Origin of the sequence: Xanthomonas sp. LMC-A-07 (assembly GCF_030208825.1) — a bacterium.
GTDB classification, from domain to species: domain Bacteria; phylum Pseudomonadota; class Gammaproteobacteria; order Xanthomonadales; family Xanthomonadaceae; genus Xanthomonas; species Xanthomonas campestris.
Genome location: NZ_JARVTF010000004.1, coordinates 1 through 23,120, shown reverse-complemented (window position 1 = coordinate 23,120; position 23,120 = coordinate 1). Strand labels below are relative to the sequence as shown.

At 66.6% G+C, this 23,120-nt stretch carries 24 protein-coding genes; 16 read left to right on the top strand and 8 right to left on the bottom strand.

Features of this window, described 5'->3' with window-relative positions; translation table 11 throughout:
• Positions 1–10 precede the first annotated feature (10 nt).
• The 4 genes from QRM89_RS02915 to QRM89_RS02900 are packed head-to-tail and all read left to right on the top strand — an operon-like array spanning position 11 to position 4,894.
• The gene (locus QRM89_RS02915; protein ID WP_011039232.1) at positions 11–229 is read left to right on the top strand and encodes a DUF1656 domain-containing protein; all 219 of its coding nucleotides are present in this window, start codon (positions 11–13) and stop codon (positions 227–229) included.
• Complete coding sequence (locus QRM89_RS02910) at positions 226–1,149, top strand: efflux RND transporter periplasmic adaptor subunit (protein ID WP_285447247.1); 924 nt, start codon at positions 226–228, stop codon at positions 1,147–1,149. Before QRM89_RS02915 ends, QRM89_RS02910 begins: the two co-directional genes overlap by 4 nt.
• Positions 1,146–2,597, top strand: a complete 1,452-nt coding sequence (locus QRM89_RS02905) for an efflux transporter outer membrane subunit (protein WP_285447246.1) — start codon at positions 1,146–1,148, stop codon at positions 2,595–2,597. The genes QRM89_RS02910 and QRM89_RS02905 overlap by 4 nt, the downstream gene beginning before the upstream one ends.
• A complete protein-coding gene (locus tag QRM89_RS02900; protein ID WP_285447245.1) occupies positions 2,594–4,894 on the top strand; it encodes an FUSC family protein in 2,301 nt (766 codons plus the stop codon). Before QRM89_RS02905 ends, QRM89_RS02900 begins: the two co-directional genes overlap by 4 nt.
• A 351-nt stretch (positions 4,895–5,245) precedes the next feature.
• Here QRM89_RS02900 and QRM89_RS02895 read toward each other — a convergent pair whose 3' ends face one another.
• From QRM89_RS02895 to QRM89_RS02885, 3 genes are all read right to left on the bottom strand, one after another.
• Positions 5,246–6,607, bottom strand: a complete 1,362-nt coding sequence (locus tag QRM89_RS02895) for an MFS transporter (RefSeq protein WP_011039236.1) — start codon at positions 6,605–6,607, stop codon at positions 5,246–5,248.
• Between the two features lie 193 nt (positions 6,608–6,800).
• Positions 6,801–7,346, bottom strand: a complete 546-nt coding sequence (locus QRM89_RS02890) for a YdeI/OmpD-associated family protein (RefSeq protein WP_228437192.1) — start codon at positions 7,344–7,346, stop codon at positions 6,801–6,803.
• A 110-nt stretch (positions 7,347–7,456) separates the two neighbouring features.
• Positions 7,457–8,359, bottom strand: a complete 903-nt coding sequence (locus tag QRM89_RS02885; RefSeq protein WP_285447244.1) for a LysR family transcriptional regulator — start codon at positions 8,357–8,359, stop codon at positions 7,457–7,459.
• 100 nt (positions 8,360–8,459) lie between these two features.
• On the opposite strand from QRM89_RS02885, the gene QRM89_RS02880 reads away from it, so the two are divergent.
• Complete coding sequence (locus tag QRM89_RS02880; RefSeq protein WP_285447243.1) at positions 8,460–9,299, top strand: SDR family oxidoreductase; 840 nt, start codon at positions 8,460–8,462, stop codon at positions 9,297–9,299.
• Between the two features lie 143 nt (positions 9,300–9,442).
• Positions 9,443–10,708: a phospholipase D-like domain-containing protein gene (locus tag QRM89_RS02875; RefSeq protein WP_186829424.1), complete on the top strand. Its 1,266-nt coding sequence runs from the start codon at positions 9,443–9,445 to the stop codon at positions 10,706–10,708.
• A gap of 31 nt (positions 10,709–10,739) precedes the next feature.
• Here the strand turns inward: QRM89_RS02875 and QRM89_RS02870 are convergent, their stop codons facing one another.
• Positions 10,740–11,255 carry a hypothetical protein gene (locus QRM89_RS02870; protein ID WP_115576298.1) on the bottom strand — a complete coding sequence of 172 codons (516 nt, stop codon included), beginning with the start codon at positions 11,253–11,255 and terminating at the stop codon, positions 10,740–10,742.
• A 257-nt stretch (positions 11,256–11,512) separates the two neighbouring features.
• On the opposite strand from QRM89_RS02870, the gene QRM89_RS02865 reads away from it, so the two are divergent.
• From QRM89_RS02865 to QRM89_RS02845, 5 genes are all read left to right on the top strand, one after another.
• Positions 11,513–11,719: a hypothetical protein gene (locus tag QRM89_RS02865; protein ID WP_070694021.1), complete on the top strand. Its 207-nt coding sequence runs from the start codon at positions 11,513–11,515 to the stop codon at positions 11,717–11,719.
• On the top strand, positions 11,706–12,821 hold the full coding sequence (locus QRM89_RS02860; protein WP_285447242.1) for a type II toxin-antitoxin system RelE/ParE family toxin: 1,116 nt from the start codon (positions 11,706–11,708) through the stop codon (positions 12,819–12,821). The genes QRM89_RS02865 and QRM89_RS02860 overlap by 14 nt, the downstream gene beginning before the upstream one ends.
• Before the next feature lie 135 nt (positions 12,822–12,956).
• The gene (locus tag QRM89_RS02855; protein ID WP_228425617.1) at positions 12,957–13,169 is read left to right on the top strand and encodes an Arc family DNA-binding protein; all 213 of its coding nucleotides are present in this window, start codon (positions 12,957–12,959) and stop codon (positions 13,167–13,169) included.
• 38 nt (positions 13,170–13,207) lie between these two features.
• On the top strand, positions 13,208–13,459 hold the full coding sequence (locus QRM89_RS02850) for a PIN domain-containing protein (protein ID WP_285447241.1): 252 nt from the start codon (positions 13,208–13,210) through the stop codon (positions 13,457–13,459).
• Between the two features lie 73 nt (positions 13,460–13,532).
• Positions 13,533–15,152: an alpha/beta hydrolase-fold protein gene (locus tag QRM89_RS02845; protein ID WP_285447240.1), complete on the top strand. Its 1,620-nt coding sequence runs from the start codon at positions 13,533–13,535 to the stop codon at positions 15,150–15,152.
• A gap of 555 nt (positions 15,153–15,707) precedes the next feature.
• On the opposite strand, the gene QRM89_RS02840 is transcribed toward QRM89_RS02845, so the two are convergent.
• Complete coding sequence (locus QRM89_RS02840) at positions 15,708–16,109, bottom strand: antitoxin Xre/MbcA/ParS toxin-binding domain-containing protein (protein ID WP_161962890.1); 402 nt, start codon at positions 16,107–16,109, stop codon at positions 15,708–15,710.
• Between the two features lie 315 nt (positions 16,110–16,424).
• Between QRM89_RS02840 and QRM89_RS02835 the strand changes: the two genes are divergently transcribed.
• From QRM89_RS02835 to QRM89_RS02820, 4 genes are all read left to right on the top strand, one after another.
• Positions 16,425–16,880, top strand: coding sequence for a hypothetical protein (locus QRM89_RS02835; protein ID WP_228945386.1), 456 nt, complete (start codon positions 16,425–16,427; stop codon positions 16,878–16,880).
• Between the two features lie 108 nt (positions 16,881–16,988).
• Positions 16,989–17,840 carry a hypothetical protein gene (locus QRM89_RS02830; protein ID WP_285447239.1) on the top strand — a complete coding sequence of 284 codons (852 nt, stop codon included), beginning with the start codon at positions 16,989–16,991 and terminating at the stop codon, positions 17,838–17,840.
• Between the two features lie 28 nt (positions 17,841–17,868).
• Positions 17,869–19,194: an XVIPCD domain-containing protein gene (locus QRM89_RS02825; protein ID WP_285447238.1), complete on the top strand. Its 1,326-nt coding sequence runs from the start codon at positions 17,869–17,871 to the stop codon at positions 19,192–19,194.
• 41 nt (positions 19,195–19,235) lie between these two features.
• Complete coding sequence (locus QRM89_RS02820) at positions 19,236–19,508, top strand: hypothetical protein (RefSeq protein ID WP_285447237.1); 273 nt, start codon at positions 19,236–19,238, stop codon at positions 19,506–19,508.
• 91 nt (positions 19,509–19,599) lie between these two features.
• Here the strand turns inward: QRM89_RS02820 and QRM89_RS02815 are convergent, their stop codons facing one another.
• The 3 genes from QRM89_RS02815 to QRM89_RS02805 form a co-directional block, all read right to left on the bottom strand.
• Positions 19,600–20,274, bottom strand: coding sequence for a DUF2306 domain-containing protein (locus QRM89_RS02815; RefSeq protein WP_285447255.1), 675 nt, complete (start codon positions 20,272–20,274; stop codon positions 19,600–19,602).
• Between the two features lie 118 nt (positions 20,275–20,392).
• Positions 20,393–20,701 carry a hypothetical protein gene (locus QRM89_RS02810; RefSeq protein WP_285447236.1) on the bottom strand — a complete coding sequence of 103 codons (309 nt, stop codon included), beginning with the start codon at positions 20,699–20,701 and terminating at the stop codon, positions 20,393–20,395.
• A 139-nt stretch (positions 20,702–20,840) separates the two neighbouring features.
• Positions 20,841–21,737, bottom strand: a complete 897-nt coding sequence (locus tag QRM89_RS02805; protein WP_285447235.1) for an RluA family pseudouridine synthase — start codon at positions 21,735–21,737, stop codon at positions 20,841–20,843.
• A gap of 363 nt (positions 21,738–22,100) precedes the next feature.
• On the opposite strand from QRM89_RS02805, the gene QRM89_RS02800 reads away from it, so the two are divergent.
• Positions 22,101–22,937: a restriction endonuclease gene (locus QRM89_RS02800; protein WP_285447234.1), complete on the top strand. Its 837-nt coding sequence runs from the start codon at positions 22,101–22,103 to the stop codon at positions 22,935–22,937.
• The last annotated feature ends 183 nt before the right edge of the window (positions 22,938–23,120 follow it).

Below are 23,120 nucleotides of genomic sequence, written 5' to 3'. Positions count from 1 at the left end.
TCCCCAGGATATGTGGCCGATGTACGGAGAATTCAGTCTCTACGGTGTGTTCGTACCCACCCTGCTGGCGTTGATGACGCTGGCCTACCTGCTCAACAGCGCGGTTGGCGCGCTGCTGACGCGGGCCGGGGCGTATCGCCACATCTGGCACCCGGCGTTGTTCAACCTGGCGCTGTACATCGCCCTGCTGGGCGGCCTGTTTTCCCTCATGCGTTGGATGCAATCGTGAAGAAGCTGATCAAGACGGCGGGGCCGGCGCTGCTGACCCTGGCAATGGTGGTGGTGGCCGCATTGGTGCTGCAGCACCTGTGGCGGTACTACATGGATGCACCGTGGACGCGCGATGCGCATGTGGGCGCCGATGTGGTGCAGGTGGCGCCGGATGTGTCCGGGCTGGTGGAGCAGGTGGCGGTGGCCGATAACCAGGCGGTCACGCGCGGGCAGTTGCTGTTCGTAGTGGACCGCGCGCGTTATGCGATTGCGCTGGAACAGGCCCGCGCCGCACTGGCCGAACGCCAGGCCACCCTGACCCAGCTCCGCCGCGAGATCGCGCGCGACCGCAGCCTGCAGGACCTGGTGGCCGCCGAAGACGCCGAAGTGCGCCGCTCCAACGTGCAGAAGGCGCAGGCGGCCGTGGCCACCGCGCAATCGGCGGTGGACCTGGCCCAGCTCAACCTGGACCGTACCGAAGTGCGCAGCCCGGCCGATGGCCATGTCAGCGACCGCACTGTGCGCGTGGGCGACTACGTCAGCGCCGGGCGCCCGGTGGTGGCAGTGCTGGACACCGGCTCGTTCCGCGTCGATGGCTATTTCGAGGAGACCCGCCTGCAGGGCGTGCACCCGGGCCAGCGCGTGGACGTGCACCTGATGGGCGAGCCGGTGACGCTGCACGGCCACGTGCAGAGCATCGCCGCCGGCATCGAAGACCGCTACCGCACCGGCAGCGCCGGCGCCCTGCCCAACGTCACTCCCGCCTTCGACTGGGTGCGGCTGGCGCAGCGCATCCCGGTGCGCATTGCGCTGGATGCGGTACCGGCGCAGGTGCAGCTGATCGCCGGGCGCACCGCCACCGTCACCATCCTGCCGGATGCCGCGCGCCCGGCAGCGGCCAGTGCGCCTGCCCGCGTGCAGGCGAAGTCCGCGCCATGAGCCGCGCCGCGTTGCGTCACCTGGGTCTGGCCGCGGCGTTGACCGCACTGAGTGCCTGCAGCACCGTCGGCCCCGACTACACGCTGCCGCGCGAGGCGGTCTACAACCGGCCGGCCGCCAACGCGCCGTTCCTGGACACCGGCAACGCGCAGGTGCGCCCCGGGGCGCCACTCCCGGCACGCTGGTGGGCGCTGTATCAGGACCCGATGCTCAATGGCCTGGTCGAACAGGCCTTGCGCGACAACGTCGAGCTCAAGGTGGCCAGCGCCAACCTGCGCCGCGCCGCCGCCGTGTACGAGCAGGCGCTGGACGCCGGCGGGTTCGACTATGAAGTGGAAGCCGGCGTCAGCCGCGCGCAGGTGTCGGCCGAAGCCTTCCTGCAGGAAGAAAAACTGCCCGTGTTCAACCTGGCCGACGGCAAGTTCGGCGTGTCCTACCAGTTCGATCTGTTCGGCAAGCTGCAACGCGGCGCCGAAGCCGCGCACGCCGACACCCAGGCCGCGCAGGCGGCGATCGACCTGGCCCGCGTCAGCGTGGCCGCGCAGGTGGCCGGCAGCTATGTGGAGATCTGCAACGCCAACCACGAGCTGCATGTGGCCGAGCACTCGCTGCAGCTGCAACAGCGCAGCCGCACGGTGACCCAGCGCCTGATCACCGCCGGCCGCGGCACCCCGCCGGATCTGGCCCGCGCCACCGCGCAGGTGGCGATGCTGGAAGCCGCATTGCCGCCGCTGCGTGCACGCCGCCAGGCCGCCGGCTACGCGCTGGCCGCGCTGCTGGGCAAGACCCCCGGCGAACTGCCGGCCGGGGTGGACAGCTGCGCGCACGCACCGGCGCTGCAACAGCCGATCCCGATCGGCGACGGCCGCACCCTGCTGGCGCGCCGCCCGGACGTCCGCCAGGCCGAACGCCGGCTGGCCGCGGCCACCGCGCGCATCGGCGTGGCCACCGCCGAGCTGTATCCGGACATCCGCCTGGGCGGCTCGATCGGCGCCACCGGCCTGCTGGCCGATATCGGCGAGCCGGCTACCCACGCCTGGTCGATCGGCCCGCTGATTTCCTGGACGCTGCCGTCCAGCGGCGCGCATGCCCGCGTGCGCGCCACCGAGGCGGGCGCCGACGCAGCGGTGGCGCAGTTCGACCACACCGTGCTGCAGGCGCTGCGCGAAGTGCAGACCACGCTCTCGCGCTATGCGCAGGACCTGGACCGGCTGCGCCTGCTCGAACAGGCGCAGCAACAGGCCGAACTGGCCTCGTCGCAGAACCGCCGGCTGTACCAGGGCGGGCGCACGCCCTACCTATCCAGCCTGGATGCCGAGCGCACCCTGGCCACCGCCGACATGACCCTGGCCGATGCGCAGGCGCAGGTGTCCAAGGACCAGATCCAGTTGTTCCTGGCCCTGGGCGGTGGCTGGGAACCGGCCACCGACGCGACCGCTGCGCGATGAACGCCTTGCTGCGCGACCGCCAGGCGTGGCTGTTTTCGGCCAAGACCTTCGCCGCGGCGATCGCGGCGTTGTACGTGGGCCTGGCCGGCAATCTGTCGCGCCCGTACTGGGCGATGGCCACGGTGTACATCGTCTCCCAGCCCCTGCTCGGCCCCACCCGCGCCAAGGGCGTATACCGCGTGCTAGGTACCCTGCTGGCCGGCGCGGCCACGCTGGTCATGCTGCCCAACCTGGTGGAAACGCCGCTGCTGCTCAGCGCGGCGATGGCGCTGTGGTTGTCGGCCTGCCTGTTCCTGGCGCTGCTCAATCGTGGCCCGCGCGGGTATGCCTTCCTGCTGGCCGGCTACACCACCGCCTTTATCGGCTTTCCGGCGGTGACCGCGCCGGAAGGCATCTTCGACACCGTGGTGGCGCGCAGCGAAGAGATCATTCTGGGCACGGTGATGGCGGTGCTGTTCGCCGCGCTGGTGTTCCCGGCCTCGGTGCGGCCGATGCTCACCGCACGCATCGGCAACTGGATGCAGGACGCGGCGCAATGGTGCCGGCAGGTGCTGCAGCGCGGCCCGGCACAGGCGCCGCGCAACCGGCTGGCCGCCGACCTGGTGCAGTTCGAGGCCTTGATCGCCTTCGTGCGGCATGACGACCCGCGCCACGCCGGGGCCGCCCCCGCGCTGGAACACTTGCGCGCGCGCATGTTGCTGCTGCTGCCGGTGCTGTCCTCGATCGCCGACCGGCTGGATGCCTTGCACGCAGCCTCACGCGCGCTGCCGGGCGAGCTGATCGCGCTGCTGGAGGACATCGGCGCCTGGGTGGAGCGCGCTGGGCCCGATGCCGCACAGACCGCGGCTGAGCAGCCCGAAATGATCTCTGCAGGCGACGCCGATGCCGACGCGGCGGTGGCCAGCCTGCGTGCCCGCATCGCTGCACTGCGCCCGGCGGTGGATGACGACCTGCAGCATCTGCTGCTGGCCAGCCTGCTGCTGCGCCTGGAGGAACTGCTGGATCTGTGGCAGGACTGCCGCGCGCTGGAATCCGCCTTGCTGCAGGGCACGGCGCTGCCTGCGTTGGCGGCTGCAGCACGCGATCGCGCTGTGCCGGAAGCCGAAGCCGGGGCCGGCGCCGAGGTGCGCCTGCGATCGATACTGCCGCAACGCGTAGACGGGTCTGGCGGCAACGCATCGGCAAGTGCTCCCGCACACGCGGACACCGCACCCAGCGCAGCCTATGACCAGCCCGCATCGCTGCTGCAACGCCTCACCCGCTCCTCCGGCCGCCCCACCGCAGATGCACCGGCCACGGCAGGAGACGCACGGCATATCGACTACGGCATGGCGGCGTTTTCTGCGTTGAGCGCCGGCTTCGCGCTGATGGCGTACTGCGTGCTGTGGATCGGCATCGGCTGGGAAGGCGGCGGCAATGGCGCGATGATGGCGGCGGTCACGGCCGCCTTCTTTGCCGCGCAGGACGACCCCGCGCCCAGCATGGTGTCCTTTCTCACCTGGGCGGTGGTGGCCAGCGTGGTGGCAGGCATCTACTTGTTCGGCATCTTCCCGGCCATCCACGATTTCCCGATGCTGGTGCTGGTACTGGCCGCGGTGTTTTTGCCACTGGGCGCGTTGCTGCATCGGCCCAAGACCATGTTGATCGCGCTGCCGCTGGTGGTGAATCTCACCGCGCTGCTGAGCCTGCAGAACACCTACAACGCCAACATCCAGAGCTTCGTCAACGCTGCGGTGGCGATGGTGCTGGGCATTGGATTTGCCGTGGTGCTGACGCGGCTGTTCCGCTCGGTGGGTGCCGAATGGAGCGCGCGCCGGCTGGTGCGGCAGGGCTGGCGCACGCTGGCCGCCGCCGCCGATGGCCGTGGTGCGCAGGACCGCCACCAGTTCGCCGCACGCATGCTCGATTTGCTCGGCCTGCTCGCGCCACGCCTGGCGGTGGCACCGCCCGGTAGCGACCTGGCGTCGGTGGACATGCTCACCGAAATCCGCGTGGGCTTGAACATCCTGCAGCTGCGCCGCGCCCGGCATGGCCTGCCGCCAGCGAGCATCGCCGCGGTGGACGCGATCCTGGCCGATGTCGCTGCGCATTACCGGCAGCAGGTGGCGCACAAGCGCCCGCTGCCCGGCCCCGATACCTTGCGCACACGCCTGGACGCCTCGCTGGCGCGCGTTGGCCAAGTGCCGGCCGGCACGCACCGAGATGAAGCCTTGCTCGGCTTGATCGGCCTGCGTTCCAGCCTGTTCGTTGACGCAACCGTGCCGGACCACGCGACAGGGCATCCGCAGTTGGCGTGAGGCTGGCTTTTTTCAAAGCGATCAAGCAGTGCTTGCATGCCACTGGCGCGCGTTGCCGTGCGTGCCGGTGTTGCGACACGGAGCCGCGTGTGGCGAGTCATGAGTACGCAAGAGACAGCACCGACACGTGCGGTGCAGATCGTCATCAACCACCGCGCGGCTCATGGACCAGACAGCGCGCTCACCACTATCTCAAGACGCCATCTGACGCAGCAGGTGCCTCATCTTCAACGACGTGTGGCGACCCAGTGACCGTCGCCGCAACCTAGCGATGTGTTGAGGCGCGCACCCTCATCCGCCCTTCGGGCACCTTCTCCCGATGGGAGAAGGATCCCAAAGCACGCCAGCGCCTCAGCGCTTGCGCGTATGCATCACGTCTTCGTGGTCCAGCCAATTGCTGCCCTTGTTGGTCAGGAAGAAGATGTAGACCACCAGCGACACCGCGATCACCGCCGTGGCGTAAATCACGAACTCGCTCACGTGGCCGGTCTTCAACGAGGCCTGGTACAGCAGCGGCGCGGTACCGCCGAAGGCCGAGTTGGCCAGCGCATAGCCCAGGCCGACGCCCAGCGCGCGCACATGGGTGGGGAACAGCTCGGCCTTCACCACCGCGTTGATCGAGGTGTAGCCGGTCAGGATCACAAAGCCCACGGTGAGGATCGCAAACGCGGTGAGCCAGTCGGTCTGCTTGGGCAGCTCCATCACCAGGAACCAGGTGTAGAGCACGCCGCCGATACCGAAGAACACCAGCAGGCTCTTGCGGCCCACGATGTCCGACAACCAGCCACCCACCGGCTGCATCAGCATCAGCACCGTCAGCGCAACCAGGTTGATGATGGTGCCGGCCATCACGTCGCCACCGGCGAACGCGGTCTGGATCATCTTCGGGCCGGTCACCGAGTAGGTGTAGAACGCGATCGTGCCGCCGGCGGTGATCAAGAAGCACAGCAGCAGCGGGCGCCACTGGTTGACGAACAACTCGCGCATCGAGCCGGACGCCTTGGCCTTGCCGGTGCGCGAATCGGCAATCGACTCAGAGCTCAGCGACTCGTCCATGGTCTGGCGCAGCCAGAACACCACCAACGCGCCAATACCGCCCAGGCCGAACGCCACGCGCCAGCCCCACTCCGACACCTGCGGTGCATCGAAGAAATGCAGCATCACCAACAACGTGGTCTGCGCCAGCACGTGGCCGCCTACCAGGGTGACGTAATGGAACGATGACAAGAATCCGCGCCGGCCGGGAATGGCCGCTTCGGACATGTAGGTGGCGCTGGTGCCGTATTCGCCACCGGTCGCAAAGCCCTGCAACAGGCGCGCCAGCAACAGGATGATCGGTGCGGCAATGCCAATGGTGGACACCGTCGGCGTGATCGCGATGACGAACGAGCACAGCGCCATCATCGACACCGAAATGGTCAGCGCCAACCGGCGGCCATAGCGGTCGGCAAAGCGGCCGAAGTACCACGCGCCGATCGGCCGCATCAGGAAGGTCATCGCGAAGATCGCCCACACGAACATGGTGGCGTTCTTGTCTTCCTTGGAGAAGAACTGCGATTCGAAATAGGTCGCGAACACCGAGTAGACGTAGACGTCATACCACTCGACGAGATTGCCGGCCGATCCCTTGAGCGTGTTGGACACCGAGCGGCGAAGGCTGCCGGGCGCTGCGCCAGAACCGGCGGCAATCGGAGACGATGGGGGTGCGCTCATGCGGTCAGAACCTCTTGGTGGGACAGCCCCGGAGTATAGGTGCGCGCTTGTGTGACGCATGTAAGCATTTCGGCGCATAGGCAGGCGCCGCGCAAGCGGCTAGTCCGCCGGTGTGTGCGGCTGGAAACCGCTACGTTGCAGGTGGCGCTGCGCCTGTTCCATCGCCACGCGCCACTGCATGAGGCGTGACGCTTCAGCTCGCTTTCGGCGTCGGCGCGCTCAGCGATTTGCTGTACATGCCCGAGCGATCAAAGCAACACGCGCGCCGCTTGCCGGACGCCAGCATGTCGCAGGCGGTGGCAATGCGCTTGCTTCGCGTCTCGGCCTTTTTCCCCGAGGTGACCCAGAAAATCCAGTCGCGCCGCGCCACCGCAGTGATGTCGTTCCAGGTCGCCTGCGCGGCGGGGTGCGCGGCAAGTGCGGCGTGCAGATCGTCGGGCACCACCGGCTCGGGCTCCACTTCCACCGGTGCGATCTCCAGCGTCACCGTGTCGCCGGCGGCCACCCCGGCGGCGCGCTGCAGCGCGGCGTCCAGCTTCAGCCAATGCCCGCCCTGCCCGTCCGGTTGCAGCGTGGCCTGCAATGGATGCCCGGCCAGGCGGCCGCGCACGCTGACCATGCTGCGCGTCGGCAATGCGCCGCTTGCGTTGGCAGGCAGCACTAGAAACACCCACGCGGCATCGGCCGGCATTGCCGGTTGCAGCAAGGTGGCGGTGAAGCGGATGGCGGCGGTGCCCATGGCGCGGACGATAGCACCGCAAATGGCTGGCATCTGCTGCCTGCGCGGTGCGGTGCTGACGCGTGCGCAGGCATGCAAACAGCCACACGCTCGAGGCCGTATGCGCGCGCTCACGCCTCCTGCGGCAGCAGTTCCTTGAGCGTATCGATCAACGCGCGCAAGCCCGGCGGCACCTGGCGTCGCCCCGGGTAATACAGCACCAGGCCCGGAAACGCCGGGCACCACGCCTCCAACACCTGCACCAGCGTGCCGCGCTGCAGCGCTGCGCGCACCGCGTATTCGGGCACATAGGCAATGCCCAGCCCGCCTTCGGCGGCTTCGCACATCAGCGGGATCTGGTCCAGGGTGAGCCGCCCGGGCACATCGATCACCACGTCCTCGCCCCGCCGTTCGAACTCCCAGCGGTACAGCTTGCCGCTGGGCATGCGGTGGCGGATGCAGGCGTGCCGCTGCAGGGCATAAGGCGTGTCGGGTGTCCCGGCGCGTGCGAGATAGTCCGGTGCGGCAACTGCCACGAAACGCGCCGGCCCACCGAACGGCACCGCCACCATGTCCTGCGGCACCGACTCGCTGAAGCGGATGCCAGCATCGAACCCGGCCGCCACGATATCCACCAGCCGGCCTTCGCTCACCAGATCCACCGACAGCGCCGGGTAGCGCGCCAGCACGTGCGGCACCACCTGCTGCAGCAGCAACTGCACCACCACTTCCGGCGCGTTGATCCGCACGGTGCCGGTGGGCCCGCCGCGGAAATCGTCCAGCTCCAGCAACGCCTGGTCCACGTCCTGCAGCGCCGGGACCAGCTTTGCGTACAGGCGCGCGCCGGCTTCGGTGAGCGACACGCTGCGCGTGGTCCGGTGCAGCAGGCGCACGCCGAGGTTGCGCTCCAGCGCGCTGATCACATGGCTGAGCGACGACGGCGCCAACCCGACCTCGCTAGCCGCGCGCCGGAAGCTGCGGTGCGTGGCCACGGCAGTGAACGCGGCAAGGTCGTTGAACGAGGGCTTGGGCATTGGTGGCAAAACCGCATCAACTCATTCGAATTCTATGCCATAGACCCAGCAATCCGCGCTTCCTAGAGTGGGGTTCCTCTCCGAACCACAGGCCATTCCCATGTCCAAGACCTGGCTCATCACTGGCGCCTCCTCCGGCTTCGGCCGCGGTCTGACCCAGACCCTGCTGGCGCGCGGCGATCGCGTCGCCGCCACCGTGCGGCGGGCGGACGCCCTGGCCGATCTGCAGGCAGCGCACGGCAACGCATTGACCGTACTGCAGCTGGACGTGCGCGACACCGCCGCGGTGCAGGCGGTCGTGGCACAGGCATTCGCGGCGCTGGGCCGCATCGATGTGGTGGTCAGCAACGCCGGCTACGGCACGCTGGGCGCGGCCGAGGCCGCCACCGAGACGCAGGTGCGCGCGTTGATCGACACCAACCTCATCGGCTCCATCAGCGTGATCCAGGCCGCGCTGCCGCACCTGCGCCGGCAAGGCGGCGGGCACGTGGTGCAGGTGTCCTCCGAGGGCGGGCAGATCGCCTATCCCGGCTTCAGCCTGTACCACGCCAGCAAGTGGGGAATCGAAGGCTATGTCGAAGCGGTGCGCCAGGAAGTGGCCGGCTTCGGCATCCAGTTCACCCTGGCCGAACCCGGCCCGGCGCGCACCAACTTCGGCGCCGCGCTGGAACGCACCGCACTGCCGCCCGACTATGCCAACACCCCGGTCGACGCACTGCTCCGCGCGCTGGACGACGGCAGCTGGGTCATCACCGGCGACCCGCAGCGCATGGTGGACGCCATGATCGCCTGCACCGAACAGACCCCACCGCCACTACGCCTGGTCATGGGCACCGCGGCGTATCACGCCATCCACGCCGCCCTCAGCACGCGCCTGGCCGCGCTCGAAGCCCAACGCGCGATCGCGTTTTCCACCGATGCACCGGCGACGGCGCACTAGCGCAAGCCGCAGCGCTGATAAGGGCCGCTCGCATCTCTCCACCAGCACGCAGTTGCCGCTCCCCTTCACAACCTCCACCGCGCCGGCTTGCCAGAATGCCGGCCGCTTGAGGCCGCGACGGCGCGGGAAACGGGAGTGGATGCATGACATGGATCATCGTGGCTTCGGTCATTGCCACGCTGGTGGGTGGGTTGCTGGCGCTGAACTTCGCCACGCCGGAAAAGAAGCTCCAGCACATCCCCAAGCATCTGTACGACGTGGCCGACCCGCAGTTCAAGCGCGAGATGTCGGTGTTGCTGGGCCCGGCGATCCTGCCCGGCAACAAGGTCGACGTGCTGCAGAACGGCCACGAGATTTTCCCCGCGATGCTGGCCGCCATTCGCGCAGCAAAGCGCACCATCACCTTCGAAACCTATATCTATTGGTCGGGCGAGATCGGCCGCGAGTTCAGCGAAGCGTTGTCCGAGCGCGCGCGTGCCGGGGTGGAGGTGCGCGTCACCATCGACTGGGGCGGCAGCCTGAAGATGGATCACGCGCTGGTGGACACCATGACCGAGGCCGGTGTGGAAGTGCACCGCTACCGCCCGCTGGCCTGGTACAACCTGCACCGCATCAACAACCGCACCCATCGCAAGTTGCTGGTGATCGATGGCCGCATCGGCTTCACCGGCGGCGTGGGTGTGGCCGATCAGTGGATGGGCGATGCGCAGGACCCGGAGCACTGGCGCGATACGCATTACCGCATCGAAGGGCCAGTCGTGGCGCAGGTGCAGACCGCCTTCAACGACAACTGGATCAAGAGCACCGGCCGCGTGGTCAACGGCGCGGACTATTACCCGGCGCTCACACCTGCCGGTGACAGCGACGCGCAGCTGTTCGTGGCTTCGCCCTCCGGTGGCAGCGAGAGCATGCACCTGATGTACCTGGTGGCCATTGCCGCGGCGTCCACCTCCATCGACCTGGCGGCGGCGTACTTCGTGCCCGATGCCTTGATCACCCGCGCGCTGCTGGAAGCGCGCACGCGCGGGGTGCGCATCCGCGTGCTGCTGCCCGGCCCGCACATCGATGCGATTTCGGTGCGGCTGGCGTCCAAGGCCAGCTGGGAGCCGTTGCTGCAAGCCGGTATCGAGATCCACGAATACCAGACCACCATGCTGCACACCAAGTTGCTGATCGTGGACGGGCTGCTGGTGTCGGTGGGCTCGACCAACTTCGACATCCGCTCGTTCCGGCTCAACGACGAGGCCAGCCTCAACGTGTACGACCGCACGCTGGCCGCGCGCATGACCACGGTGTTCGAGCGCGACCTGCAGCAGGCGCAGGCCTACAGCCTGGAACGCTGGCGCGCGCGCCCGCTGCGCGAGAAGCTGGCCGAAAAGCTGGTGATTCCGATCCGCTCGCAGGTGTGAACTAGCGGCACGCCGACCAACGCCGGCTTTTTCAGTACGCCGAGGCCTGCAGCCGCAGCTGACGCAAGCGCCACCACACCCCGCCCACGTGCACCAGCGAGTACAGCACTAGCGCCGCGGCGATGCCGAGCGTGAGCGGGCTGGCCTGCGACCCGGCCACCGCCGCGCCGCCGCTGAAGGCGCCATCGGCCCAGCGCCAGGCCAGGCGGCCAAGCAACACCAGCATCAGCGCGCCGCCAATCCACGGATTGGGCGTGTACCAGCCGCGGCCGTCCACCCATTCGGCATGCGTGTAACGCAACGACACCGCACCCAGCCCGGCGCCGACCACCGCGCCCAGCGCCACACCCGGCGCCACCCCAGGCAACCCGTAGGCGGCATAGCCCAAGGCTGCAGCGGCCACCAGCAACAGGGCGGTGCGCAAGGTCGCGGCCACCGGCTTCCAGGGTTGGCGCCCGAAGCTGCGGCGGATGCGGCGGTAGTAGAAAAAGGCAACCGCAGCCATCGACAGATAGGGCGTCAGCGGGGCAATGGCGAAGGCGGGCATGCAACATCCTTGCAGGTGAGGTGGGTAAAGCGAGAGCTGCAGAATGAAACCCGGCCCGGGCACGAACAAGGTGCCAAGTGTCACTTTCTGCAGCCATCCGCGCCGCTGTACCCCCAGCTACCCGGCAACGCGCGGGGCGGCTCCGCACACACCGCGGCCAGCCGGTGAACGCAACGCCCGCCTGCGGCAGCCGTTGCCACACGCGGATCCAGGCGGCGGCGGTAGACTTGCCGCCAGTGTTCCCCCACCGCAGTGCCATGTCCCCCATCAAGCAACACGCGCACCAGCTGATCGACGCGCTGCCCGAGGCCGCCGGGTGGGACGACCTTGCGCGCGCGGTGGACGGCGCCGGTTTCGAGGCCGCGGTGCACGCAGGCATGGCTGCTGCCGACCAGGGCCAGATCGCCAGCCCGGCACAGGTGACGGCGATGTTCGCCAGATGGGGTGTTGATGTTGCGGCGTGACTGGACCGTCCCGGCCGCCACGCAGCTCGCCCACGCCCAGGATCACTACCACGCGCTCAACCCCACCGCGGCCGCGGCGATGGCCCGGCAGGTGCGCGAAGCCACCCGCACCCTGGCCGAGCAACCCGGCCGTGGCCGTGCCGGCCGGGTTGCAGGTACCCGCGAATGGACGGTGAAGCACACCCCGTACGTGCTGGTGTACCGCGTGCGCGACGACGCCCTGCAGCTGCTGCATGTGCGCCTGGAGACCCAGGACTGGCTGCCGCGTACCGAACCGGTGATCGAGCGCATCGAACCGTGGATTGCCGCGCTGATCAGCGCGCTGCTGCATGTGCTGATGCTGCTGATCCTGTTGTCGGCCTCCACGCCCAGCATGACCCCGCCACAGGGCTCGGCCAGCGGTGGCCGCACCAAGGTGGACTTCGTCGGCGACACCTCCCAGCCCGATCAACCGGTGCCCTCGCCCACCCCGGTACCGCCATCGCCCACACCCACGCCCGTGCAACCACCGCCGGCTGCCTCGCCGGTGCAGTCCACGCTGGTGCAGCAGGCCAAGAACCCGGTGCCGCCGCAGGGCGACACCGCGCCCGGCAGCCTGGCCGAACGCCGCCGCCAGACCCGGCGCCAGACCCGTCCCACCCCGCCGCAACCGCCTGCGCCGCCGGCCGCCTCCACCCAGCGCCGCCCCGAGACCTGGACCGGCAGCCCGCCCGGCATGCTGGAGGAAGAGGCCGACGGCGCCGAAGACGGCACCGCCAACACCTCCACCATCAGCCAGGGCCGCCGCAACGACCGCAACAACGCCCAGCCCAGCATGGATGTGGGCGGCTTCCAGGTGTATTACGAAGTGCGCAGCGAAACCCAGCTGCGCGCCTGGAAGGAGCAAGGCATGCAGGAGATCGCCATCATCCTGCCCGGCACCCAGCAACGCATGGTCTGCCCGCTGGACGTCGCGCTCAAACGCGGCTCCAGCAAATGCCGCCTGCTGCCGCCGGATTCGCCGGAGCTCAAGAGCATTGGCGACGCCCGCGAAGTCATCAACATGATGGAGGTCTACCGCCAGGGCGAACCGGTATGGCGCGGGCCTGGACCGTATCGGTAAGCGGTGGGACTGGTGGGCCCGGATTCCCCTTACCTGCACGTGCTGGAATGGCTGCATCGATACCGGGCAGGTTGACGCTGCCTAGTGCTTGCACTTTTCTAAGTGCAAGCAACCTGATTTCACCGGGAGGGCGACATGCCTTCTTTCACCGCCCGCAACATCCCGGAGGAGGTGCATCGCGCCATCCGGGCACGTGCTGCCCAACACGGGCGCAGCACCGAGGCGGAGATCCGCGCGATCCTTGAATCAGCAGCCAGGCCAGCCGCCCGGGTCAAACTGGGCGCGTTGCTTGTGGACATCGGCCGCGACGCTGGCCTGACGGCAAAAGAAGCCGACGCCTTCGCCTAGCTACGCGACAAGGCCGCGATCAAGCCGATCGGTTTGAAGTGATCCTGCTCGATACCAGTGTCATCTCCGAGCTCTGGCGGCCTCAGCCCAATCCGCACGTTGTCGGCTGGATCGATGCGCAGGCGGTTGAGACACTGTTCCTGTCGGTCGTGACCGTGGCCGAATTACGCTTCGGCATTGCCGTCATGCCCGAGGGCCGCAAGCGGTCCACATTGCATTCGCGGTTGGAACAGGTCCGCACAAACGGCAAGTCGCCCCGAGCGACGTCCTCTCGCCCCCAGAGCACGTAAGCGGCAGGAAACTGGCTACAGTTTGCCCAGGGCGGTGTCGCCCACGCCATCCACCCGCTACCAAAGGATCTCCATGCTCCTGCATCGTCTTGCCCCGCGTGTGGGCCTGGCCCTTGGCCTGTTGTGTGCCTGTTGCGCGCAGGCGGCCACGCCGGTGGCGGCCCATCGCTTGCTGCGCGTCACCCTGGGCGGCGCCAGCGACCAGGCCGCGTCTGGCCGCTTGCTGGTGTTCGCCACCCTGGCCAAGGACGCGCAGGCGGCGGCCAAGGAGCGCAGCAAGGACGGCAAGGTGGAGCAGGTGGACGCAAGCCCGTTCCGCCCCAGCGCGGTGGCAGTGGCGGCGCAGGAAGTCACCGGCCTGGCGCCCGGCGGCAGTGTCCAGATCGACCTGGATAACCTCGCCTTCCCCAGCGCGTTTTCCGCGTTGCCGGCTGGCGAGTATCTGCTGCAGGCGGTGCTGGATGCGGACCACAACTACGGCTACAGCGGCCGCAGTGGCGGTGACCTGCTCAGCGCGGTCATGCCGGCCACGCTGGGCAAGAACGCCGCGCTGCCCACGCTGACCCTGAGCACGCAGGTGCCGGTCTCCGACGACCCCTGGCAGGTGTCGCCACGGGCGCCGCAGGCAGTGCGCGATGCCGTGCCCGAGGCCAAGTTGCACAGTACCGATGCGTCGATGGTGAGCCCGGCGCTGAGTGCGTTCTGGGGCCGGCCCACGTCCATCCGTGCGCGCGTGCTGACACCGCCCGGTTACGACGCCAAGGCCGCCGCGCGCTATCCCACGGTGTATGTCACCCACGGCTTCGGCGGCGGCTATAACAGTTTTGCCGGCAGCATCGCCTATACCTGGAGCGCGATGGCGGCCAAGCAGATGCCGCCGATGATCTGGGTGTTTCTGGACCAGGCCACGCCCACCGGCACTCACGAGTTCGCCGATTCGGTCAACAACGGGCCCTGGGGCACCGCGCTCACCGAGGAACTGATTCCGGCGTTGGAAAAGCAGTACAAGATGGATGGCAAGGCCAGCGGCCGGTTCTTGAACGGGCATTCGTCCGGCGGCTGGGCCACGCTGTGGTTGCAGACGCGCTACCCCAAGCTATTTGGCGGCACCTGGTCCACTTCGCCGGATTCCAGCGACTTCCACGACTTCACCGGCCCGGATCTGTACGCACCCAATGCCAACGTTTACCGGCGCGCCGATGGCAGCCAGTTCCCGCTGGTGCGTGACCAGGGCAAGGTGCTGGCTAACCTGGAAACCTTCGCCAAGCTCGAACGCGTGCTCGGCCCCTACGGCGGCCAGCTCACCTCGTTCGAGTGGGTGTTCTCGCCGCGCGGCGCCGACGGGCGCCCGGTGCCGATGTTCGACCGCGACAGCGGCAAGGTGGACCCGGCCGTGGTGGCCTACTGGCGCACCCACTACGACATTTCCGCACGCGTGGCCGCGCAGTGGCCCACGCTCAAGCCCGACCTGGACGGCAAGATCCACCTGATCGTGGGCACCGCCGATACGTTCTACCTGGACGGCGCGGCGCGTAAATTCCAGGCGGTGCTGGACGGCCTGGGCGCCAAGAGCGACTTCCGCTATCTGGAAGGCCGCACCCACTTCGATCTGTACAAAGAGGGCGAGGACAGCAACGCCTTGATGAAGAAGATCGCCTGGGAGATGTACGCAGTGGCGCGACCGAAGCGCTAAGCGTGCCGCTGCATTGATGCCTGAGCGGTTGGGTGTTCCGGCCGTGCGTGCGACCTGCGGCCGGCGTGTAGGACATGGCGATCGCGGTGGCAGCGCACGTAGCAGATCGCCCGATCGCTGCGTGCACTGGCATCGCGAATAGCAGCACGTGGCGCAGCCACACCCGCGACGACGCGTCGTTGCAGCTCGCTGCGCTGCGTACCGCCAAGCATCAGCACCACTTACAGTGCAGCGCAGTTCTTCGTTAGACAACACTCACTCGCGTGCACAGGTAACAACGCACAACACGCATCAAACCAGCAATAACAGCACGCTGCGCAGCCACACGCGCAACGAACGCGGCATTGCGGCTTGCTGCACCGCGTACCGCCAGCATCAGCACCACTCACGGTGCAGCACAGTTCTTCGTTAGCCCCACACTCACTCGCGTGCACGGGTGACAACGCGCCACGCCCATCAACCCGCACCGGGTGACATCAGCCGCCCGCAGCGGCACGTCGTGACGCGCACCATCCAGGCGCCGGCCCTGCAGCGGCGCTGTTACACCTCAGCGACTCACGCGGAGCGCCTCGGCAACTCCCACTGCGCCTGTTGCCGTAGCACCAGCAGCAAGACCTGCAGCCGCCCGGCGCGCACCATGGATGCCGGTGTCTGGCCATCCAGTGCGTTCATCGGCTCACGGAACCAGCGGATCAGCGCCTCGTTATTGCCGCCGTTCAAGGCCCATGCGTGGCAGACGATCTCGCCCAGGGCCTCGATGCCGGCGCTGCCCAGCAGCTTGAGGTGGTCGGGCGTGAACGCGAACAGCGACAGCACCAGCTCGGCATCGGCGGCCTTGCCGTGGTCGTGCTCCATCTGCTCGCTGTGCGCGGTGCGGTACGACGCCGCCTGCGCGCGAAAATCTTCGGCACGCCGCATGCCAGTGAGCAGTGCTGCAATGAGGTCGGCGCGTTCCATGGGACAGTCCACCAGTGTGATAGAGCGCACGCTATCTGCCGCACCGCCGCCGCTCAATCAGGAGTCTCCCGACAGCTGGTGAAGGCGTCAGCTTGCGTTGTCATTCGCGCCGGCCGGCCACGGCCATGGGCACCACCCGGTGGCGGCGCTGCCCAGGTGCGGCGTGCGCTGCGTGACGGCCACTACGTCGCTGGCGCGGCGCGCCGCATTCCCGGCGCTTAACGAACGGATTGCTAGGATCCGGGCGCGTTACTGGCAGCAGCCCGCGCTTGCAGGGCTGCAGGATTGGAGTGTCACCTCATGAGGAGTTGTCAGATGCCCTGGAAGCCCGCGCTCACCGCACTTGCCCTGTCCGCCGCCGCCCTGCCGGCGTTTGCCCAGCCCGACCGCCAGGTGGTCGAAGACATGCTCACCCGCTCGGCCAATGTCTGCCCCGGCCACAGCACCGACCGCACGTCGCCCACCGTCAAGGCCGTGCCCGTCGGCGCGCTGCGCGTGATGCTCGAACGCGGCCTGGTGATGTGCCCGGACCGCCGCCTGGATGCCGCAGCCCCGGCCGTGTTCTACGGCCGCCTGGGCGTGTTCGCCTGGAACCCGGACGTGGCCGCCAGCTCGGCGGTCATCGTCAAGCAGATCGGCAACATGACCCGCAGCGAGGACTACCCTGTCGAGACCCTGGTGTGGGACGCCAAGGGCAAGGCGCTCACCCAGCAGACCGTGCCGATGTTCGAGCCCAGGCCGGGTGCGGCGGTGTTGTACAAGGTGCGTTGAGCTGACGCGCGGGCGCAGCACCGCGCTCGTTGCAGGCGGATACACACTCCCTCACCTGCTTCCAGCTCTACCTATACTCAACTCGAGCACGCAGCAAAGGAGGGATCCATGAGACACCCATTGGCCCTGGCAGGCCTTGCGCTCATGGCATTGGGCTTTTCCGTCCCAGGCTGCAGCGCACCACAGAAAGGCACCAGCACCATGACTAACGAACAAGGATGCGTCAGGCAACGTGGCGGCCCGCAAGATCCCGGCACTCGACCACCGCCCGTCATGGAGGCGTGCCTGGGTCCGTACAAGTTGCAGATTCCTGCCAACTATTTCGACGACCAGATGGGGCCGAACTTCGATGGCAGCTTCGGGCTGTATCTGGAATACCCGGAGTTGAACGCGTTTGCTCCCGGCGAGCGTGCCCACCTGAAGCTGGATGTGGCCACCCGCACCGTCAACATTGGCTATCGCTATCTTGACCACGTGGAACCCGATGCATTTCTTCGGCGGCAGTACACACCGGACGGCTCAACGCAGGACACGCCCGAAGCAGATATCAACACCCGCACAAAGGGGGAGGAAATTGACGGACTAACGCCTTACTACGCCAATGTCGCGGCCTACCGCGAACACTACCTGGCACAAGGGCTGAAACCGTCCAACTCCATCATGGCTGCAAGCTACTACAAGGACTGGTATGTCAGCCGCGACGCCCAGGGAAACATCGAGACCATCATCAAGTGCACTTCACGCGAGGTTGAGCAATCGGGCGTGGAATATCGCGACGGCAAGCTTGCCCGTAGCAAGGAACACGAACTACCCACCTGCACGCATGTCTTCGTCATTCCGGAAATGAAGGTCGCAGTGGAAATTGACTATGTGCGCGCTGCATTGAAGGACTGGAAGAAGATCCAGGACCGCGCGCGGAGCGCACTGAAGGAGTTCATGGCCGCCCCCGTTGGCGCCTGAGCAATCGCTGGCCACAAGGAATTGATACATGCCAGGACTCACGCAAGACGATCTCCGAATCCTTTCCTCCTATGCGCGGGAAGAGAATCGCGAGCTTTACTGGAACTATCTCGCCCACAAGGACGGCAACGATGGCTACGGCCTGCTTGCCCTGGGCGTGGTGCGCAACGACAACGCCCCTGGAGCGACCGCAAATATCTTCGCTGATACCCGCGCACGCGATGGCGGCGTCCGGATGAGTGAGCGCGAATGGAATGGGTTCGGTGTGGACCTCATGCGGCGCGATCTGGATGAGCGCGTCAGCCAGATGCGCGCCGGGCGCCCGGATCTTGCACTCAACCTCCCTGTCCGGGATGTGCAGGATGTGCACGACCGCAGCTTTCAAGCGCGCCAGATCGATCCCAACGCCTGGACGCCTCGTGAGTTTCTGCAAGCAGCACGCCGCCATGGCGGCGAAGGTGAGGCAGAACAGGCCTGGACGATGATGCTGGACAACACGGCCCTTGGCTTGTCGCGCATGCGCACGACCAGTTGGGACACCATGCACACCTACAACGACCAGGAGCTGGATGCGGCGGGGTACATGGGGCGCATGGCTGGGGCAAGGACATTGGCGACCCAGGCGCTGCCCAATACGGATCCAGACCGGATTGGGGCGGTCAGTTCCTACGCGCTGTACGACGCGCGCTCCAGACAATGGACCCAGGTGACCTCAGCAGGAGAGACGCCAACGTATCAACCAATTCGAGATGCCGACCAATTGCAGGAGCTCAACGAGACGCGCCAACTCAGGTTGGACCGGCAGGAGTTGAGGAGCGAGTTCCATCCCGATGACCCGTACCGGAACCTGCCGATCGTTCGCAGCCCTTACCTGTTATCCGAAAGCACGCCGTCCAATGCCCAGGAGCAGGCAACACAGCTAGCGGCCGCTGTTACGCCCGATCAACCCGGCCACCCACGGTTTGCGCTGCATCAGCAGTGCAGCACCGGGGTCGACGCACTGGACCGCCAACTTGGACGGCAACCCGACCAAAGCAGCGCATGCATGAGTGCGAGCCTGACCACGCTTGCGGCAGCCAATGGGCTCAACCGTGTAGACCACGTATTGCTAAGCAGCGTTGGGAGCGAAGCACGGGCCGGCCAACATGTGTTCGTTGTTCAGGGCGATCCGAGTAACCCGGCACACCTGCGCGCGCATATGCCAACGGATCAAGCAGTCAACACGCCGGTGGAAACCTCGTTCCGGGAGTTGGCGCAGATTGATCAGCGCCAACAATTGCAGCAGCAGAACGCGCAAACATTGTCTCAACAGCAAGAGTCGCCAACGCACGGTGCGCGCACGCTGGGCGTTTGATGCCAGCCATTGGAATGGATAGCCGTAGCGAGCCAACACGCATGAGCGACAACATCGATTTGGAAAAACGACTCTTTGCCGCAGCGCTTTACGAGCTGCGCTTGCTTCTGTCCAGCTACGTCGACCCTGACGATCAAACCACGTTGGGAAGTGCTGCGTGGATTGCGTACCGGCTGCATAACCAGGCACTTGCCACGCTCGCAGGGCAACCGTTCGATGTAGAAAGCGCGCTGGATGGGCTCCAGAAACTGGAGCCAGCGCTTGGCAAAGAGCGCATGGAGCAGTTCCGCTGCGCGGTCTTCAATGAGATCTAATGCTTCGACAACTGCTGAGTGCACGCTGGCGCGTTAGCCATCGACGTGAAGGTGCTCTAAGCCCTGCCTGCGCTTCACACCGGACTGTTTTTCAGCCGGCTTTGATGCCGAGGCCGGCGAGTCGCGCGTTCCGGCGCGTGGCGTTGGCGATTGCGCTCCCCGTCACATGGATCAGCAACGGCACCGCCCAGCTGGCCCACAGCAGCGCCGCAATGGTGCCCGGCGAAGGCACCATGCCGGCCCCCACCGCCGCATAGAGCGCGATGCGAAATACCACCGGCGCCAGGGTCACCACATACGCCCGCACCATCCAGCGTCGGTGCCGATCAACCCGCCCGCGACGGATGGCCACCAGGCCCACGGACGCCACCACCAGCCACGCCGCTTCCGTCGCTGCGAAGGCTACGCGGATCGCCATCGGCGCCGGCGAGGTGGCGATCAACCCGGTGGCGCCAAGCATCGCCACCAGCATGCCGACGAAATACGCACGCCCGACCCAGCGGTGCACCCAGGCGTGCCTGCGCCAGCCTTGCGTGGCGAACTGCAGCGTGCCGAGTGCGATGCCAGCGGCACCGCCACCCAGGTGGCACCACAGCCAGCCGCGCCGGGTCAGGAACATGGCGTATGCCGGCGACTCCAGCGCGGCGTACTTCAGGTACACGTGGCGCACAAACTCGGCCGCGAACGCGGCGAGCGCAAGCCACAACAACGCCCATGCCACACGGGCAACCGGGCTGCTACCTGCTATCTCGACACCTTCGCGCATCGGATCGACTCGCATGCCCCGCTCCTTCGGCCAGCCTGCTCTCGGCAGCGGAACGCTAGCATGGACATGCGGCAGGAGTGTGGGCGCGCAGACCGTAGGCGCGGCGCGGCGGGAAGACTTAAGCTTGACGCTGCATTGCGTGCGACACCGGATCAACACCGTCGCTACCGAGCCGCTGCTCGTAAATCTCGTCGACCACGCTGCGTACCGCGCGGGCGGCATTGAAGATGCTCTCGCCCAGAACCGACAGACTGGTGGCGTCCAGCGGCTTGCCGCTGCACACCGCCGCCATGTCGCTTTGCGCGGTGATCGTGCGCAGCAGCGTATGGAACTGGTCGATTTGCTGCAGGGTGACGCCGAAGGTGAAGGGCTCTTCGTGCGTTTGCAGCTTGGCCGCTCGCGTGGCGCGTCGCCGAGCGGTAGTCAAAGGGCTTTCGAAGCAGTCATGGCGTCCGTCCTCGACGTGAGCGGACGGGATGTCCGCAAGGCCACCGTAGCGCGCTCTTTCGGATATCTGAAAACCAGATATTTCGCCTGGATTTGTTAGCGAAGCAGAGGCTCGCGTCTCAAGCTGGCTTCATGGGTTCGACCGTTGCCGTGAAGTGTCGGGACTCACCAGTGATTGGGTCATCGAACGCCAACGTATGCGCGAACAACTGCAGCGGCCGCTCCGGGTCATCGGGCCGCTGATCTTCCAGCTCTGGATAAAAGCGGTCATGCAGGATCGGTGCGCCCAGCGCGGCCATGTGCACGCGCAGCTGATGCTTGCGGCCAGTGACCGGCTCCAGCCGATATGTCCACGTGTCTGCTCCGTGCGCGACCACATCGATCACCGTCTCGCTATTCGGCTCGCCCACTCCCTCGCGCATGCGGAAGAACGGCTCCCCCGGCTCCAGCCGGCTGCGATGCACGTACGGAAACGTCAGCCCCGGTAGTGGCGGCGCCACCGCCAGGTAGTGCTTGTGGATGCGTCGCTCACGAAACAACGCCTGGTAAATCCCGCGTGTTGCCAGATTAGCTGAGAACAGCACCAGCCCAGCGGTATCGCGGTCGATGCGGTGCAGTGGCACCAGCGACGGATTATCAAGGTGCCGCACCAGCCGGGCCAGCAACGTCTCGCGCACATACGCACCTGCGGGGACGACCGGCAGGAAGTGCGGCTTGCAGGCAACCACAATCTGCCCGTCGGCATGCACCACCGTCTCTACCGCCGAGATGGTGGGCTCATCCGCCACCTCGCGGAAATAGTAGATCTCCGCACCCAGCCGATAGGGCGCAGAAACCTCCAGTGCCTGCTGCTGCGCATCCAGCACACGCCCGCGCGCGAAGCGGTCACGCCACGTGGCAGCAGCCACGCCCGGAAAGCACGCGCATAGCGCCTCAAACACCGTCTGCCAGGGGCCAGCGGGAAGTTGGAACTGGCTGGCGGAGATGCCATCGCGGATGGGGCGTGGAACGGACATGGAAGTGGCGAAAGCGCACTCAAGCAAATAGGCGGGAATCGTACCTCGCCGCAACGACGCCATCTGCAACTGTGCCGCGCCTCGCCAACGTCACGTGACGTTCGAGCGCTTTCCATGACACACGCGATTGGACAACCCACACAGCACTCTGGTGCGGCCTGGTTGAGGGCATCGATGCTCATGCGCGTGCGAGTAAGCTGATGCACGTGCAAGCGAACTCAAGCTGCAGCGCCGAAATCAGGCTCGTGTGCGCTCAAAACCTCGCGCCGATAGCAGATGCGACATTGCGCGCATCAGCACCGATGGTCTGCTGACAAAACCCGTTGCAGCGGCTATGGTCAAAGCTGGAACGGGGGTTCTTGCATGGGACGCAGAAAGAAACAGAGCGGGTTTGAAGCGTTGGCTACGTTGCCGTGGCCGGTGGGCGTTGTTGCGGGAATCGTTGCGTATCTTGGCGTGCGCTACGGCCTTGGCTGGTGGTTCTCGCACCACGGCGGAATGCTGTTGCAGGGAATTGCCCAGCAATCGAGTGGAATGTTCGCGCCATTGGCGTGGACGCTGCTCGGCGTCTGCTGGCTTGCTGCGCTGTTCTCTTATCTGGGCACACGCAGCCGGCGGCGCTTTCTGAAAACACGCACAAGCCTGGAGAGCCTGGCCGCCGGCGGCTGGCGCCAGTTCGAACTATTGGTGGGCGAAGCGTTTCGCCGCCAGGGCTACAGCGTCGAAGAAACCGGCCTGGGCGGCGCCGACGGCGGCATCGACCTGATCCTGCGCAAGGACGGTCGCCGCACGCTGGTGCAATGCAAGCAATGGAAGCGCCAGCAGGTCGGCGTCAGCGTCGTGCGAGAAATGTTTGGCCTACTCACCCATCACCAAGCCCACTCGGTGAAGATTGTCTGTATCGGCAGTTATACAAAAGACGCAGAGCGCTTCGCTCAAGGCAAGTCAATTGAACTGATTGGCGGTGAAAAGCTGCTAGAAATGATACGAACGGTGCAGCAACAAGGGACAGCGCAGCCGACGTCACCAACAACACGCGTCGAACCTGTCTTTGCTTCGACTGGATCCGTTGTCTCTGAGACCATTATCGCCCCCAGCTGCCCCCGCTGCGGCAGCGCGCTTGTGCAAAGAATAAATCGGCGCACCAGCGAGAACTTCCTAGGTTGCAGCCAGTTCCCGAAGTGCAGGAAGATTATTTGATCAACCTGATCAACCCCTCCAGATCGTGAAAAAATTTAGGTGACGGGCATCGTGAAGAGAATGACATGGCGCAATCTCCGCGTTGGGGACGCTTTTCGGATCCCATTGCACGGCGGAAGCGAAGGGGTGGTGTCGACTCCCCGTAATTCAGTGCCAGCCAAAACTAGAGGTCTGCGGTTGATG

What these genes read in the sequence shown, in the direction of transcription:
- QRM89_RS02860 (WP_285447242.1), top strand. Translation starts at nt 11,706, where the DNA reads ATGTTGCGGCGTGACTGGACCGTCCCGGCCGCCACGCAGCTCGCCCAC.
- QRM89_RS02895 (WP_011039236.1), bottom strand. Translation starts at nt 6,607, where the DNA reads ATGAGCGCACCCCCATCGTCTCCGATTGCCGCCGGTTCTGGCGCAGCG.
- QRM89_RS02870 (WP_115576298.1), bottom strand. Translation starts at nt 11,255, where the DNA reads ATGCCCGCCTTCGCCATTGCCCCGCTGACGCCCTATCTGTCGATGGCT.
- QRM89_RS02890 (WP_228437192.1), bottom strand. Translation starts at nt 7,346, where the DNA reads ATGGGCACCGCCGCCATCCGCTTCACCGCCACCTTGCTGCAACCGGCA.
- QRM89_RS02905 (WP_285447246.1), top strand. Translation starts at nt 1,146, where the DNA reads ATGAGCCGCGCCGCGTTGCGTCACCTGGGTCTGGCCGCGGCGTTGACC.
- QRM89_RS02825 (WP_285447238.1), top strand. Translation starts at nt 17,869, where the DNA reads ATGCCAGGACTCACGCAAGACGATCTCCGAATCCTTTCCTCCTATGCG.
- QRM89_RS02880 (WP_285447243.1), top strand. Translation starts at nt 8,460, where the DNA reads ATGTCCAAGACCTGGCTCATCACTGGCGCCTCCTCCGGCTTCGGCCGC.
- QRM89_RS02800 (WP_285447234.1), top strand. Translation starts at nt 22,101, where the DNA reads ATGGGACGCAGAAAGAAACAGAGCGGGTTTGAAGCGTTGGCTACGTTG.
- QRM89_RS02840 (WP_161962890.1), bottom strand. Translation starts at nt 16,109, where the DNA reads ATGGAACGCGCCGACCTCATTGCAGCACTGCTCACTGGCATGCGGCGT.
- QRM89_RS02900 (WP_285447245.1), top strand. Translation starts at nt 2,594, where the DNA reads ATGAACGCCTTGCTGCGCGACCGCCAGGCGTGGCTGTTTTCGGCCAAG.
- QRM89_RS02830 (WP_285447239.1), top strand. Translation starts at nt 16,989, where the DNA reads ATGAGACACCCATTGGCCCTGGCAGGCCTTGCGCTCATGGCATTGGGC.
- QRM89_RS02855 (WP_228425617.1), top strand. Translation starts at nt 12,957, where the DNA reads ATGCCTTCTTTCACCGCCCGCAACATCCCGGAGGAGGTGCATCGCGCC.
- QRM89_RS02820 (WP_285447237.1), top strand. Translation starts at nt 19,236, where the DNA reads ATGAGCGACAACATCGATTTGGAAAAACGACTCTTTGCCGCAGCGCTT.
- QRM89_RS02875 (WP_186829424.1), top strand. Translation starts at nt 9,443, where the DNA reads ATGACATGGATCATCGTGGCTTCGGTCATTGCCACGCTGGTGGGTGGG.
- QRM89_RS02805 (WP_285447235.1), bottom strand. Translation starts at nt 21,737, where the DNA reads ATGTCCGTTCCACGCCCCATCCGCGATGGCATCTCCGCCAGCCAGTTC.
- QRM89_RS02845 (WP_285447240.1), top strand. Translation starts at nt 13,533, where the DNA reads ATGCTCCTGCATCGTCTTGCCCCGCGTGTGGGCCTGGCCCTTGGCCTG.
- QRM89_RS02835 (WP_228945386.1), top strand. Translation starts at nt 16,425, where the DNA reads ATGCCCTGGAAGCCCGCGCTCACCGCACTTGCCCTGTCCGCCGCCGCC.
- QRM89_RS02915 (WP_011039232.1), top strand. Translation starts at nt 11, where the DNA reads ATGTGGCCGATGTACGGAGAATTCAGTCTCTACGGTGTGTTCGTACCC.
- QRM89_RS02885 (WP_285447244.1), bottom strand. Translation starts at nt 8,359, where the DNA reads ATGCCCAAGCCCTCGTTCAACGACCTTGCCGCGTTCACTGCCGTGGCC.
- QRM89_RS02815 (WP_285447255.1), bottom strand. Translation starts at nt 20,274, where the DNA reads ATGCGCGAAGGTGTCGAGATAGCAGGTAGCAGCCCGGTTGCCCGTGTG.
- QRM89_RS02865 (WP_070694021.1), top strand. Translation starts at nt 11,513, where the DNA reads ATGTCCCCCATCAAGCAACACGCGCACCAGCTGATCGACGCGCTGCCC.